Source organism: Streptomyces vinaceus (genome assembly GCF_008704935.1).
GTDB lineage: Bacteria > Actinomycetota > Actinomycetes > Streptomycetales > Streptomycetaceae > Streptomyces > Streptomyces vinaceus.
The window spans coordinates 3373437-3387500 of the sequence record NZ_CP023692.1; the positions used below are offsets into that span (position 1 = coordinate 3373437).

Here is a 14064-nt window from a genome sequence, read left to right on the forward strand (position 1 = left end):
TGTGTCCGCTTTGTCCGCGCAAAGTGACCGGGGTCACGCAGCTCGGGCCCCCAGGGCGGGAACCCACAACACGCCGAACCCGTTCAAATCCCGAGGGGGGCAAAACGGTACACACTCCTCATCGATACGCCCCCGAGACCCCACAAATCGCCCATGATGGTAACCGGCCGGAGGGTCAGGCCTCCAATGCGCGGCGCAGCCGGTCCGGGTTCACCCTCCAGAAGGTGTGCTGCTCGCCGTCCACGAGCACCACCGGGATCTGCTCCCAGTACAGCCGGTAGAGCTCCTCGTCCTGCGAGATGTCCTTCTTCTCCCACTGTGCTCCGACTTCCGCGCAGACCTTCTCGATCACCTCCTGGGCGTCGTCGCACAGATGGCACCCCGGCTTCCCGATGAGGGTGACCAACCGCTCGCCGGGACGCTTCTTTTCCTTACGACGCAGCAAAGGGCTCATGCCCCCATTCTCCCGCGCCGCCGTGTAACACCGAGGCACCGAAGAGTTCACGCCCCCGGCACCCGGCGGGTTCGGGAACTCCCGAACACAATGGCTATGCTCGCGTCATGGCCGCTCTGGGATGGCTCACCCCCCGTAGGCGCTCCGCAACCGCGCGGAGCGTGCTGGCAGGCGAGGCCTCGGCCGAGGCCGCCCGCAAGACCGCGCTGACTCTCGACGGCACCGACGAGATCGACGAGGTCGACGAGAGCGACGAGGAGGCGGCCGGGGAAGCGGAACCGGCCGAGCCCGAGTTCCCCGTCGCCGGCGACGACCTCGCCGCCGCCTTCTTCGACCTCGACAACACCGTCATGCAGGGCGCCGCGATCTTCCACTTCGGCCGCGGCCTCTACAAGCGGGAGTTCTTCCACCGCCGCGAACTCGCGCGCTTCGCCTGGCAGCAGGCCTGGTTCCGGCTCGCCGGGGTCGAGGACCCCGACCACATGCAGGACGCGCGCGACAGCGCCCTCTCCATCGTCAAGGGCCACAAGGTCTCCGAACTGATGGCGATCGGCGAGGAGATCTACGACGAGTACATGGCCGAGCGGATCTGGCCGGGCACCCGCGCCCTTGCCCAGGCCCACCTCGACGCCGGCCAGAAGGTCTGGCTCGTCACGGCCGCGCCCGTGGAGACCGCCACGATCATCGCCCGCCGCCTCGGCCTCACCGGGGCGCTCGGCACGGTCGCCGAGTCCGTCGACGGCATCTACACCGGCCGGCTCGTCGGCGAGCCGCTGCACGGGCCCGCGAAGGCCGAGGCCGTCCGCGCCCTGGCCGCCGCCGAGGGACTCGACCTCGAACGCTGCGCCGCGTACTCCGATTCGCACAACGACATTCCGATGCTGTCGCTGGTCGGACATCCGTACGCGATCAATCCCGACACAAAACTGCGCAAGCATGCCCGTGCGCACGACTGGCGGCTGCGCGACTATCGGACCGGCCGCAAGGCCGTGAAGGTCGGCGTCCCGGCGGCCGCCGGGGTCGGCGCGATCGCGGGCGGCGCGGCCGCCGCCATCGCCCTGCACCGCCGCCGCAAGTAGCCCGGGGCGCACCACCGCGGTGCAGCCACCGGGCCGCCGCCTGCACCGAAGCCGTCCGGCCGCCCGCCGGGCGGCTTTCCGCGTACCCGCGGCCCGCCGCGGCGCGGACATTCCCCGACCTCTACCCCCGCGCCCGGCGCACCACTCCCGGCCGCCCGACTCGGTCGCGAGCCACCGTGGAAGCGCCCATTCCGCGCACCCAACCGATCAAGAACCGATCACCAATTGCGACCGAATATGCCTTCGACACGTAAGAGAAGTGTCGGAATCGGTGATTTGAGCAACTGGGTGTAGCGCTGCCTGTACGAAGCGTTATTCTCCTCAAACGCATGCCACCGCCCATCTGTCGCCACGACGGGTGAACGGTCCCGCACTGCACGTGATGGAAGCTCTGCCTCTGGGAGTCCCGTGTACCCACCTGTCGGGGTTGACGCCTCGGGCCTGGCTACGCTGCGCGCAACGGTCCTCGACCACCTGCGCGGCTTCGTCCCCACCGCGTACGCCGTCCCCGCCTTCGCCGCCGCGGTCCCTGCCGGCCTCGGCCCGGCCGGTCCTTGCTATGCCCTGACCGACGGCGGAGCGACGGTGGGCAGACGCGGTCGCGCGGGAGGAGGTGCCGGCACCGCCGCAACCGGAACGAGCGCGCCCGCCGCCCGCCGCCCCACCGCGGACAGCGACCAGGCCCGCATGATGGACCTGGTCGAACGCGCCCAGGCCGGCGAGGCCGAGGCCTTCGGCCGCCTGTACGACCAGTACAGCGACACGGTGTACCGCTACATCTACTACCGCGTCGGCGGCAAGGCGACCGCGGAGGACCTCACCAGTGAGACCTTCCTGCGCGCGCTGCGCCGCATCTCCACCTTCACCTGGCAGGGCCGCGACTTCGGCGCCTGGCTCGTGACGATCGCCCGCAACCTGGTCGCGGACCACTTCAAATCCAGTCGCTTCCGCCTGGAAGTGACCACGGGCGAGATGCTGGACGCGAACGAGGTGGAACGATCCCCCGAGGACTCGGTCCTGGAGTCCCTCTCCAACGCCGCCCTGCTGGAAGCCGTGCGCAAGCTCAATCCCCAGCAGCAGGAATGCGTGACCCTCCGCTTCCTCCAAGGCCTGTCGGTCGCCGAGACCGCCCGGGTGATGGGGAAGAACGAGGGCGCCATCAAGACGCTCCAGTACCGGGCGGTCCGCACCCTCGCCCGCCTGCTGCCGGACGACGCCCGCTGACGTCCGCGCCGCGCACCGCCCCACCCGCGCACCACCCGCACCCCCCGCACGCCACGCACCCCCCACACCTTCCGACCCTCCTGACAATCCACACAACCGGTGACCCCTCGATGACGCTGTGGTCCGATCATCCTTCGTCCGTAACCCAAGTGCCGCGCCGCTCGTTGTGCGGAATGCAGGCTCCCTGTGGACACGCCCTGCCCGAAGCCGCTCACTCGAAAGTGTGGATGTGCTCAAGGAAGGCAACCTTCCGGACACCTTGGGGAGTCGATCGTCATGACGAGAGGAGGTGCCGCCAGTGATCGCGAACGTGACTCCGCACCGGCGGGCGAACGCCTTCGCCCAGGCCCTGGAGGATCGGACCCCATCCGACCTTTCGGAACCGGACCCGGCGGCCGAGCAGTCCGAGGCACCTGCCGAACCTGCCGACCACGACCGGTTGTTGGCCCTGGCGAGCGCGCTCGGCGAACGTATGCCGCGCCCGGTGCTGGACCCCGAGGTCAAAGTGGTGCAACGAGCGCAGCTCGTGGCCGCCATGGAGGCCATGGTGATGGAAGAGAGGGCCGGGGGCGGTGCCGCCTCGGACCCTCAGGTGCCCGAGCAGCGGACCGGCCGCGGCGCCCACCGGGCGACCTCGCTCCGGAAATTGCGGCCCCGCTCCCGCTGGTCCAAGGGCATCGCAGCGGGCGGCCTCACCGTAGGTGTGGCCGCGGGGGCCTTCAGCGGAGTGGCCGCTGCCAGCACGGACGCCCTGCCCGGTGACTCCCTCTACCCCGTCAAGCGGGGCATGGAGGACCTGAAGCTGGGGATGGCCGACGAGGACGCGGACCGGGGTGAGCTCTACCTCGACCAAGCCTCCAACCGGCTGTCGGAGGCCCGCAGGCTGATGGAGCGCGGCCGGTCGGGCCCCCTGGACCACGAGTCGCTCGGCGCGATCCGCCGAGCCCTCGACGGGATGAAGCACGACGCGGCCGAGGGCCACCGACTGCTCCAGGCGGCCTACGAACGGGACGGCTCGCTCGGCCCGATCCAGACCCTGTCGTCCTTCAGCCGCTCCCACCGCGACGCGTGGGGCCGGCTCCGGGAGAAGCTCCCCGCGCAGCTCACCGACGTGGGCGGGGAAGTCGAGTCGGTCTTCCAGGCCATAGACGATGACGTGGCGCCGCTCCAGAGCCTGCTCCCCAAGCCCCCGGAGCAGTCCCGCGGATCGAGTGCCCCGGCCAAGCCGAGCGCACCGGCCGGCCAGCACCAGGGCGCACCGGCGGCGGGCACGCCCTCGGCCAGCCCGACCCCGCCCGCACCACCCACCGGCGGCAAGTCCTCACCCGCCCCCGGCGGGCTCCTGGGCGGCACGGGGGACCTCCTCCACCCGCCCACGGGCCAGAACACCCCGGCGCCCTCGTCCTCCCCGGACCGCGTGGCACCGGAGATCACCCTGCCGCCCCTCCTCCCGGGCCTCCTCCCGGGCCTGGGCATCCAGGCGGAGGACACGGAGTAGCACCGCACAGCGCGCAGGCCCTCACCCCGACCGGGATGAGGGCCTGCGTCGTACCACCGCGTCAGAAGAACACGGACCGCCGCTGCACCAGCAGCTTGTACAGCGTGTGCTGGATCTGCTCGCGCACCTCGTCCGTGAGGTTGAACATCAGCATCGGATCCTCCGCCGCCTCCGGCGGGTAGCCGTCCGTCTCGATCGGCTCCCCGAACTGGATCGTCCACTTCGTCGGCAGCGGCACCGCCCCCAACGGCCCCAGCCACGGGAACGTCGGCGTGATCGGGAAGTACGGGATCCCGAGCAGCCTGGCCACCGTCTTCGCGTTGCCGACCATCGGGTAGATCTCCTCCGCCCCCACGATCGAGCAGGGCACGATCGGCGTCCCGGCCCGCAGGGCCGTCGACACGAACCCGCCGCGCCCGAAGCGCTGGAGCTTGTACCGGTCTCCGAACGGCTTCCCTATCCCCTTGAAGCCCTCCGGCATCACCCCGACCAGCTCCCCGGCCTCCAGCAGCCGCTGCGCGTCCTCCGAACAGGCCAGCGTGTGCCCGGCCTTGCGCGCCAGCTCGTTCACCACCGGCAGCATGAACACCAGGTCCGCCGCCAGCAGCCGCAGGTGCCGCTGCGCCGGATGGTGGTCGTGGACGGCCACCTGCATCATCAGCCCGTCCAGCGGCAGGGTCCCGGAGTGGTTCGCCACGATCAGCGCGCCGCCCTCGGCCGGGATGTTCTCGATGCCCTTGACCTCGACCCGGAAGTACTTGTCGAACAGCGGACGCATCATGGACATCAGGACCTGGTCCGTCAGCTCCTTGTCGTAGCCGAACTCGTCGACCTCGTACTCCCCGGTGACCCGGCGCCGCAGGAACGCCAGGCCGCCGGCGAGCCGCCGGTCCCAGTCCACCCCGCCGGACTTCACGGCCGCGGGCTCCGCCACGGCCGGCTCCGCGGCCTCCTCCGCCGGAGCAGGGGCCGGCACCGCCCGTACCCTCCGGGCCCCGGCGATCCGCCGGCGCGGCCGGTCCTCGTCGAACGGAATGACCTTGGCGTCCGCCACTATCGCTGCGCTCCCTCTTCGGCTCCGGCAACCCCGACGTTCAAGCTGTCCACCTTCAGGGCGGCGGCGACCCGGTCCACGGCCCGCCCCGCCTGCTCCGGCGGCAGCAGCCCCTTCCCACGGCTGCGCGCGAAATCGGCGAACGTCTCGGCGGTCGTGTACATGGGCTTGAATCCCAGCACCTCCCGCATCTGGGACGTCTCCACGACCCGCCCGTGCGTCAGCAGTCTGATCTGCTCCGGCGAGAAATCGGTGACGCCCACCGCCCGCAGCGCCGACCCCACCCACGTCACCGCGGGCAGCACCAGCGGCACCGTCGGCCGCCCCAGCCGGCGCGCGCACTGCGACAGCAGCAGCACCCCGTCCCCCGCGATGTTGAAGGTCCCGCTGTTCAGCGTTCCGCGCTGGGGCTCCCCCGCCGCCAGCCGCAGCACGTCCAGGACGTCGTCCTCGTGGACGAACTGGAGCCGCGGGTCGTAGCCCAGCACCGTCGGCATCACCGACATCGAGAAGTACTCGGCGAGCGCGGAGTCCGCGTACGGCCCCAGGATGTTCGCGAAGCGCAGCACGCACACCGCCACGTCCGGCCGCCGGCGCGCGAAGCCCCGTACGTACGACTCCACCTCGACGGCGTCCTTGGCGAAGCCGCCCGCCGGCAGGGACTTGGGCTGCGTGGTCTCCGTGAAGACGGCCGGATCCCGCGAGGCGCCCCCGTACACGCTGGTACTGGACTTCACCACGAGCCGCCGCACCGTCGGCGACTTCTGGCAGGCACCGAGCAGCTGCATGGTGCCGATGACGTTGGTCTCCTTGACCGCGCTGCCCGCCCCGCCCGCGCCCGCGCCGCCGCCGGTCACGGCGAGATGGACCACCGTGTCCACGGCGTGCTCGGCGAGCACCCGGGCGATGGACGACTGCCTGATGTCCGTCCGGACGAACTCCGCCGACCCGAGCCGGTGCGGCGGCGCCACCGCGTCGACCGCGATGACCCGATCGACCTCGGGATCACGCTGGACGCGCCGCACGAAGCGGCCCCCCAGCTGCCGGGCAGCCCCGGTTACGAGCACGACCTTCCCCACGAGCTTCGCGCCTTCCTCGTCGTCCCCGGCTACACCGCAGCCCCTCCACCAAAGTCTGGTGGAGGGGCTGCGGAGAACACGTACAGCTGCCGTTTACTTCTTGTTACGGCGCTGGACGCGGGTGCGCTTGAGCAGCTTGCGGTGCTTCTTCTTAGCCATCCGCTTGCGCCGCTTCTTGATAACAGAGCCCACGACTACCCTCGCTCACTTCTCGGAACATCTCCGCGCTAGCGGAGATCGGTGCGGGGCGTCTGGGCCCACACGACCTACGTCGGCCTAGCCTACCCGCCCGAGCTCCGAGCCCGTAATCCGAGGGACACCGCAGGTCAATCTCAGGCCGACTCCACCCCCACATACGACTCTCGGAGGTACTCGTGAACCGCGTTTTCGGGGACCCGGAAGGACCGGCCCACCCGGATCGCGGGCAGATGACCGTTATGCACCAAGCGGTACACAGTCATCTTCGACACTCGCATCACCGAGGCAACCTCTGCCACGGTCAGGAACACGACCTCACTGAGAGGCCTCTCGCCAGCAGCCATGACACACCTTGACCTTCCGCGCATGACGGGCACCGGCTTCCCCTCCGGTTACTCCTCGTCGTCGCACGCTCACTCCCCAGAGTAGGGGCGTGTGATACGAGTGGGGAAGAGGAGCTACGGCCACTCCTGCGCACCCGGCAGGCTCGCCCGATCGAGTACATAGCGAATCAGTGGTCCGTAGTAGTCCGCGCGCACCGCGTCATCAAGCGGAACGGCCACCGCCACCCGCCCCTCCGCCTCGCCGACGAACAGCGCCGGGTCGTCCGTATCCGCCAGCCCGATCGCCTCCACACCGAGCTGACCTGCGCCGCAGACCCACCCGTGGTCCCCCACCACCAATTCCGGCAACGGCCCTCCGGCCTCCGCGAGGGCCCCCAGCACGATCCGAACCGGCAGGGGCGAATGGGTGTGCACGCCGGTGGCACTCCCCGGCGGCCGCGCGCCGGGTTCCCGCACCAACGCGACTCCCCGTACGTAATCGATGCTGTGCCTGCGTACGCCGAACCGGGTCGCCATGTCGACACGGGCCCCCTGCGCCGGGGTGAGCACAACACATCCCACCGCCGACAGCGCGCGGGCCAAACTGGCGTAGAACCCCAGGAGACGGTGCGGATGACCCGTCCCGAACAGCACGGGCGCCCGCGCCACAGCCGCCTCCCGCAGCCGCCCCGCGAAGGCCTCCAGACCCGCCAGCGTCAGCTCCGGATCGATGACGTCCGGCCCGTTGACGTGCGCGGGATCCGCCGAGACCCCGCACTTGTCCGCCATCAACCTCAGCAGGTCACCCTCGCCCCAGCCCCACTCCGGATCCAGCCCCAGCAGCACCCGAGGATCCCGCGCCGCGAACAACCGGTAGCTGCGCAGGCTCTCCTCCCGCGACGTGGCGACGGGCCCGGCCAACCGGGCGGCCAGCAGATGCGCACGCAGCGCGCCGGTGCTCAACACCCTCCGATGCTGCCGCACACCACCGGCCCGATCGCCAATTCCGGGGAACAGCCCCACCGTTGGCGTAACGATGCTGCGCCCCGGCACCCCCGCGCCCCGCCCCGGGCCCTACGTGAGGAGGCCGCGCAACGGGAACACCGCCCGCCGCGTCGCCAGAACGGCCTGATCGATACGGTCGGCCGGATCGTAGCCCGCCTCCCAGTCCCGCCACGCCACCGTCCGCCCGTCCGTCATCCGCGCCGGAGCCGGCTGCCGCGTCCGCGCGTACACCTCGTCCCGCCACGCCTGCGGCACCGCCGCCGACGGATCGACCGGGCGGTGGGCCGCGATCCCCACCAGATGCGTCCACGACCGCGGTACGACGTCCACGACCGCGTACCCGCCGCCGCCCAGCGCCACCCACCTGCCGTCCGCGTACTCGTGCGCCAGCCGGTGACAGGCCTCCTGCACCGCCCGCTGCGCGTCCAGCGACACCGCCAGATGCGCCAGCGGATCCTCGACATGCGTGTCCGCCCCGTGCTGGGTCACCAGCACCTGTGGCCGGAACTCCTCCAACAGCTCGGGCACCGTCGCGTGGAAGGCCCGCAGCCACCCCTCGTCCCCGGTCCCGGCGGGCAGCGCCACGTTCACCGCCGAACCCTCCGCGCCCGGCCCGCCCGTCTCCTCCGGCCAGCCCGTCTGCGGGAACAGCGTCCGCGGATGCTCGTGCAGCGAGATCGTCAGCACCCGCGGATCGTCCCAGAACACCGTCTGGACCCCGTCCCCGTGGTGCACGTCCACGTCCACGTACGCGACCCGCTCGGCCCCCAGCTCCAACAGCCGCGCGATCGCCAGCGCCGCGTCGTTGTACACGCAGAACCCGGCCGCCCCGCCCGGCATGGCGTGGTGCAGCCCGCCCGCGAAGTTCACCGCGTGCCCGGCCTCCCCGCGCCAGACCGCCTCCGCCGCCGCCACCGACTGCCCCGCGATCAGCGCCGAGGCCTCGTGCATCCCGCGGAAAGCGGGATCGTCCACCGTCCCCAGCCCGTACGACCCGTCCGCCGCCCCCGGATCCGCCGACACCTCGCGCACCGCGGCCACGTAGTCCTCCCGGTGGACCAGCCGCAGCGTGGAGTCCCCGGCCGCGCGGGCCGCCCGTACCTCCATCTCCCGGTCCAGCCCGAAGGCGCGCACCAGGCCCATGGTCAGCGCCAGGCGCACCGGGTCCATCGGATGGCTCGGTCCGAAGTCATACCTCGTTACCGCCTCGTCCCACATCAACAGCCCGGTCACCGGCTCGCCGCTCATGCCCGACACCGTATCGGGCGCCCTCCGCGCCGAACGAGCGGGCGTGGAAGAGTGTCACGAGGACCAGCGCCATCGGCACGAGCATCGCGCCCCGGTAACTCCAGGCGTCCCCGATCCCGCCGACGAGCGGCGACCCGATCAGGAAGCCGACGTAGTTGAAGATGTTCAGCCGCGCGATCGCGGTGTCGGAGGCCCCCGGGAAGAGACGGCCGGCCGCGGCGAACGTCTGCGGAACGATCACGCACAGCCCGATCCCCAGCAGCGTGAACCCGAGCATCCCCGTCCACGCCCCGGGCGCGGCCGCCACCACCGCGAACCCGCCGGCCGCGACCACCGTCCCGATCCGCACGACGGCCGCCGCGCCGAAGCGCCGCACGCCCAGGTCCCCGACGCCCCGCCCGATCAGCGTGGTCACCATGTAGACGTTGTACGGGACCGTCGCCAGCTGCTCCGAGCTCCCCAGCACGTCCTGGAGGTACTTGGCGCTCCAGTTCGACACCGTCGAATCCCCGATGTACGCACAGGCCATCACCAGGCACAGCGGCAGCAGCAGCCGGAACCCGCCGACCCCGAGCCCCTTCTCCGGGACCTCGGCCCCCGGGCCCTTCTCGTCGACGTAGAAACGGCTGCCGTAGAACGCGAGCGGCAGCAGCACGACCACCGCCGGCAGGTACGAGGTGAACAGCGACAGGTGCCAGTGCGCCCCGGCCCAGGCCGCGGAGGCCCCGACGATCCCGCCCAGGCTGTACGCGGCGTGGAAGCCGAGCATGATGCTGCGCCCGTACGCCCGCTGCAGGCTCACCCCGAGCATGTTCATCGAGGCGTCCAGCGCACCGACGGAGAGCCCGAACGCCCCCAGCGCCACGGCCGCGTGCCACATCTGCGTACCGGCCCCGACGCCCAGCAGGGCGAGCAGGACGAGCGGCTGCGCCCACCGCAGCACGGCGGCGGGCCCCACCCGCCTCACCAGGTGCTCGGTGGCCACACTGGAGACCCCGGCGAGGATCGGGACGGCGGCGAGGAAGGCGGGCAGCAGCCCGTCGGATATCCCGTACCGGTCCTGGATGGCGGGGATCCGCGTCACGAGGAGGGCGAAGGTCACGCCCTGCACGAAGAAGCTGAACCCCAGGGAGCCCCGCCCCCGGCGCAGCCGTACGTCTTCTGTCATGGCGGCACAGCGTACGGCCGTGGGCTACCCGTGGGTAGAGAGATCACATGGGGAGTTCCAGAAGCCCCGTCAGCTCCTTCATCTCCCCGAACAGCCCGGTGGCACCGGCCAGCCGCTCGGCCGGGGTCATCGCGGTGAACCCGTACACGTCCATCCCGGCGGCGAGGGCGGCCCGGACGCCGAGCGGGCTGTCCTCGATCACCACGCACCGCGCGGGCTCGACCCCCATGGACCGGGCCGCGTGCAGGAACAGGTCCGGAGCCGGCTTGCCCTTCCCCACGTCCTGCGAACTGAAGATCCACTCCTCCTCGAACCACCCGTCGAGCCCGGCCGCCCGGTGCCCGACCCGGATCCGCTCGTGGCTGCCGGAGGAGGCCAGGCAGTACGGGACCCCCTGGGCGGTCAGCGCCCCGAGCACGTCCACGGCGCCGGCGACCGGCGCCAGCTCGCGCTCGAACGCGGCGAAGGTCCGCGCGTGCAGGGTCGCGTCGAACTCGGCCGGCAGCCGCTGCCCGGTCCGGTCGAACACGAGGTCGTGCACCCGGTGCACGGCGGCACCCATGTAGTCACGGATCGACTCCTCGTACGAGGTGGGATGCCCCAGCTCGGTGAGATAGCCGGCGAGGATCGTATTGGCGAGCGGCTCGCTGTCCACCAGCACGCCGTCGTTGTCGAAGATGACGAGGTCATAGCCCATGGCCACGACCCTACGCAAAACATGCCCGTAAACGCAGAAAAGCCCCGCACCAGAAGGTGCGGGGCTTTCCCACAATGATTGTTCGGCGGCGTCCTACTCTCCCACAGGGTCCCCCCTGCAGTACCATCGGCGCTGAAAGGCTTAGCTTCCGGGTTCGGAATGTAACCGGGCGTTTCCCTAACGCTATGACCACCGAAACACTATGAAATTTGAACACTGGACGGCAACACAGCTGTTCGTTATTTCAGAACTAACACAGTGGACGCGAGCAACTGAGGACAAGCCCTCGGCCTATTAGTACCAGTCAGCTCCACCCGTTACCGGGCTTCCACATCTGGCCTATCAACCCAGTCGTCTACTGGGAGCCTTACCCTCTCAAGGAGGTGGGAATACTCATCTTGAAGCAGGCTTCCCGCTTAGATGCTTTCAGCGGTTATCCCTCCCGAACGTAGCCAACCAGCCATGCCCTTGGCAGGACAACTGGCACACCAGAGGTTCGTCCGTCCCGGTCCTCTCGTACTAGGGACAGCCCTTCTCAATATTCCTACGCGCACAGCGGATAGGGACCGAACTGTCTCACGACGTTCTAAACCCAGCTCGCGTACCGCTTTAATGGGCGAACAGCCCAACCCTTGGGACCGACTCCAGCCCCAGGATGCGACGAGCCGACATCGAGGTGCCAAACCATCCCGTCGATATGGACTCTTGGGGAAGATCAGCCTGTTATCCCCGGGGTACCTTTTATCCGTTGAGCGACGGCGCTTCCACAAGCCACCGCCGGATCACTAGTCCCGACTTTCGTCCCTGCTCGACCCGTCGGTCTCACAGTCAAGCTCCCTTGTGCACTTACACTCAACACCTGATTGCCAACCAGGCTGAGGGAACCTTTGGGCGCCTCCGTTACCCTTTGGGAGGCAACCGCCCCAGTTAAACTACCCATCAGACACTGTCCCTGATCCGGATCACGGACCGAGGTTAGACATCCAGCACGACCAGAGTGGTATTTCAACGGCGACTCCACCCCAACTGGCGTTGGGGCTTCAAAGTCTCCCACCTATCCTACACAAGCCGAACCGAACACCAATATCAAACTGTAGTAAAGGTCCCGGGGTCTTTCCGTCCTGCTGCGCGAAACGAGCATCTTTACTCGTAGTGCAATTTCACCGGGCCTATGGTTGAGACAGTCGAGAAGTCGTTACGCCATTCGTGCAGGTCGGAACTTACCCGACAAGGAATTTCGCTACCTTAGGATGGTTATAGTTACCACCGCCGTTTACTGGCGCTTAAGTTCTCAGCTTCGCAACCCCGAAAGGTCACTAACCGGTCCCCTTAACGTTCCAGCACCGGGCAGGCGTCAGTCCGTATACATCGCCTTACGGCTTCGCACGGACCTGTGTTTTTAGTAAACAGTCGCTTCTCGCTGGTCTCTGCGGCCACCCCCAGCTCACGGAGCAAGTCCGATCACCAGTGATGGCCCCCCTTCTCCCGAAGTTACGGGGGCATTTTGCCGAGTTCCTTAACCATAGTTCACCCGAACGCCTCGGTATTCTCTACCTGACCACCTGAGTCGGTTTAGGGTACGGGCCGCCATGAAACTCGCTAGAGGCTTTTCTCGACAGCATAGGATCATCCACTTCACCACAATCGGCTCGGCATCAGGTCTCAGCCTTATATGAGGGACGGATTTGCCTACCCCTCGGCCTACACCCTTACCCCGGGACAACCACCGCCCGGGCTGGACTACCTTCCTGCGTCACCCCATCGCTTACCTACTACAAGTCTGGTTCGTCGGCTCCACCACTTTCCTTTCCCCGAAGGGTCCGGAACGGCTTCACGGACTTAGCATCGCCTGATTCGATATTGGGCGTTTCAAAGCGGGTACCGGAATATCAACCGGTTGTCCATCGACTACGCCTGTCGGCCTCGCCTTAGGTCCCGACTTACCCTGGGCAGATCAGCTTGACCCAGGAACCCTTAGTCAATCGGCGCACACGTTTCTCACGTGTGTATCGCTACTCATGCCTGCATTCTCACTCGTGAACCGTCCACAACTAGCTTCCGCTGCTGCTTCACCCGGCACACGACGCTCCCCTACCCATCACAGCGGGCGTTGGCCCTATTGCTGCAATGACACGACTTCGGCGGTACGCTTGAGCCCCGCTACATTGTCGGCGCGGAATCACTTGACCAGTGAGCTATTACGCACTCTTTCAAGGGTGGCTGCTTCTAAGCCAACCTCCTGGTTGTCTCTGCGACTCCACATCCTTTCCCACTTAGCGTACGCTTAGGGGCCTTAGTCGATGCTCTGGGCTGTTTCCCTCTCGACCATGGAGCTTATCCCCCACAGTCTCACTGCCGTGCTCTCACTTACCGGCATTCGGAGTTTGGCTAAGGTCAGTAACCCGGTAGGGCCCATCGCCTATCCAGTGCTCTACCTCCGGCAAGAAACACACGACGCTGCACCTAAATGCATTTCGGGGAGAACCAGCTATCACGGAGTTTGATTGGCCTTTCACCCCTAACCACAGGTCATCCCCCAGGTTTTCAACCCTGGTGGGTTCGGTCCTCCACGAAGTCTTACCTCCGCTTCAACCTGCCCATGGCTAGATCACTCCGCTTCGGGTCTAGAGCGTGCAACTCAAACGCCCTATTCGGACTCGCTTTCGCTACGGCTTCCCCACACGGGTTAACCTCGCTACACACCGCTAACTCGCAGGCTCATTCTTCAAAAGGCACGCAGTCACGACTGTATGTGCAAGCACATACAGCGACGCTCCCACGGCTTGTAGGCACACGGTTTCAGGTACTATTTCACTCCGCTCCCGCGGTACTTTTCACCATTCCCTCACGGTACTATCCGCTATCGGTCACCAGGGAATATTTAGGCTTAGCGGGTGGTCCCGCCAGATTCACACGGGATTTCTCGGGCCCCGTGCTACTTGGGAGATGAGCAAGCAAGCCGCTGATGTTTCGTCTACGGGGGTCTTACCCTCTACGCCGGACCTTTCGCATGTCCTTCGACTACATCAACGGTTTC

The 14064-nt window shown here is 68.1% G+C and carries 12 protein-coding genes and 2 rRNA genes (1 of these 14 cut by a window edge); 3 read left to right on the forward strand and 11 right to left on the reverse strand.

The window, feature by feature from the left end; genetic code table 11:
* Positions 1-175 precede the first annotated feature (175 nt).
* Positions 176-454: a glutaredoxin family protein gene (locus CP980_RS14970; RefSeq protein ID WP_099890123.1), complete on the reverse strand. Its 279-nt coding sequence runs from the start codon at positions 452-454 to the stop codon at positions 176-178.
* Between the two features lie 107 nt (positions 455-561).
* Here CP980_RS14970 and CP980_RS14975 point away from each other — a divergent pair, with 107 nt between their 5' ends.
* The 3 genes from CP980_RS14975 to CP980_RS14985 all read left to right on the forward strand — a co-directional run bounded on the left by CP980_RS14975 (position 562) and on the right by CP980_RS14985 (position 4255).
* Entirely contained in the window at positions 562-1533 is a 972-nt protein-coding gene (locus CP980_RS14975; RefSeq protein WP_150528367.1) for an HAD family hydrolase, read from the forward strand.
* A 408-nt stretch (positions 1534-1941) separates the two neighbouring features.
* A complete protein-coding gene (locus tag CP980_RS14980) occupies positions 1942-2757 on the forward strand; it encodes an ECF subfamily RNA polymerase sigma factor, BldN family (protein ID WP_053691854.1) in 816 nt (271 codons plus the stop codon).
* 298 nt (positions 2758-3055) lie between these two features.
* Complete coding sequence (locus CP980_RS14985; RefSeq protein ID WP_132759595.1) at positions 3056-4255, forward strand: DUF5667 domain-containing protein; 1200 nt, start codon at positions 3056-3058, stop codon at positions 4253-4255.
* A gap of 61 nt (positions 4256-4316) precedes the next feature.
* Here the strand turns inward: CP980_RS14985 and CP980_RS14990 are convergent, their stop codons facing one another.
* The 10 genes from CP980_RS14990 to CP980_RS15035 form a co-directional block, all read right to left on the reverse strand.
* A complete protein-coding gene (locus CP980_RS14990; RefSeq protein ID WP_132759594.1) occupies positions 4317-5309 on the reverse strand; it encodes a lysophospholipid acyltransferase family protein in 993 nt (330 codons plus the stop codon).
* Positions 5309-6388 carry an NAD-dependent epimerase/dehydratase family protein gene (locus tag CP980_RS14995; RefSeq protein ID WP_132759593.1) on the reverse strand — a complete coding sequence of 360 codons (1080 nt, stop codon included), beginning with the start codon at positions 6386-6388 and terminating at the stop codon, positions 5309-5311. Before CP980_RS14995 ends, CP980_RS14990 begins: the two co-directional genes overlap by 1 nt.
* Before the next feature lie 93 nt (positions 6389-6481).
* Positions 6482-6580 carry a 30S ribosomal protein bS22 gene (locus CP980_RS15000; protein WP_003948845.1) on the reverse strand — a complete coding sequence of 33 codons (99 nt, stop codon included), beginning with the start codon at positions 6578-6580 and terminating at the stop codon, positions 6482-6484.
* Positions 6581-6720: 140 nt separating this feature from the next.
* Positions 6721-6930 carry a helix-turn-helix domain-containing protein gene (locus CP980_RS15005; RefSeq protein WP_158708561.1) on the reverse strand — a complete coding sequence of 70 codons (210 nt, stop codon included), beginning with the start codon at positions 6928-6930 and terminating at the stop codon, positions 6721-6723.
* A gap of 114 nt (positions 6931-7044) precedes the next feature.
* Positions 7045-7875, reverse strand: coding sequence for a phosphatase (locus CP980_RS15010; RefSeq protein ID WP_132759800.1), 831 nt, complete (start codon positions 7873-7875; stop codon positions 7045-7047).
* Positions 7876-7983: 108 nt separating this feature from the next.
* A complete protein-coding gene (locus CP980_RS15015) occupies positions 7984-9132 on the reverse strand; it encodes an acetoin utilization protein AcuC (protein ID WP_150530230.1) in 1149 nt (382 codons plus the stop codon).
* Positions 9104-10330 carry an MFS transporter gene (locus CP980_RS15020; protein ID WP_150528368.1) on the reverse strand — a complete coding sequence of 409 codons (1227 nt, stop codon included), beginning with the start codon at positions 10328-10330 and terminating at the stop codon, positions 9104-9106. Before CP980_RS15020 ends, CP980_RS15015 begins: the two co-directional genes overlap by 29 nt.
* A 43-nt stretch (positions 10331-10373) precedes the next feature.
* A complete protein-coding gene (locus CP980_RS15025; protein ID WP_150528369.1) occupies positions 10374-11027 on the reverse strand; it encodes an HAD family hydrolase in 654 nt (217 codons plus the stop codon).
* An 80-nt stretch (positions 11028-11107) separates the two neighbouring features.
* Positions 11108-11224 (reverse strand): 5S ribosomal RNA (gene rrf, locus CP980_RS15030).
* Between the two features lie 77 nt (positions 11225-11301).
* Positions 11302-14064 (reverse strand): 23S ribosomal RNA (locus CP980_RS15035) (it continues 361 nt past the right edge of the window).

Coding starts and splice junctions, on each gene's coding strand:
- CP980_RS14970 (WP_099890123.1), bottom strand. CDS start 454: ATGAGCCCTTTGCTGCGTCGTAAGGAAAAGAAGCGTCCCGGCGAGCGG.
- CP980_RS14975 (WP_150528367.1), top strand. CDS start 562: ATGGCCGCTCTGGGATGGCTCACCCCCCGTAGGCGCTCCGCAACCGCG.
- CP980_RS15005 (WP_158708561.1), bottom strand. CDS start 6,930: ATGGCTGCTGGCGAGAGGCCTCTCAGTGAGGTCGTGTTCCTGACCGTG.
- CP980_RS15015 (WP_150530230.1), bottom strand. CDS start 9,132: ATGTGGGACGAGGCGGTAACGAGGTATGACTTCGGACCGAGCCATCCG.
- CP980_RS15020 (WP_150528368.1), bottom strand. CDS start 10,330: ATGACAGAAGACGTACGGCTGCGCCGGGGGCGGGGCTCCCTGGGGTTC.
- CP980_RS15025 (WP_150528369.1), bottom strand. CDS start 11,027: ATGGGCTATGACCTCGTCATCTTCGACAACGACGGCGTGCTGGTGGAC.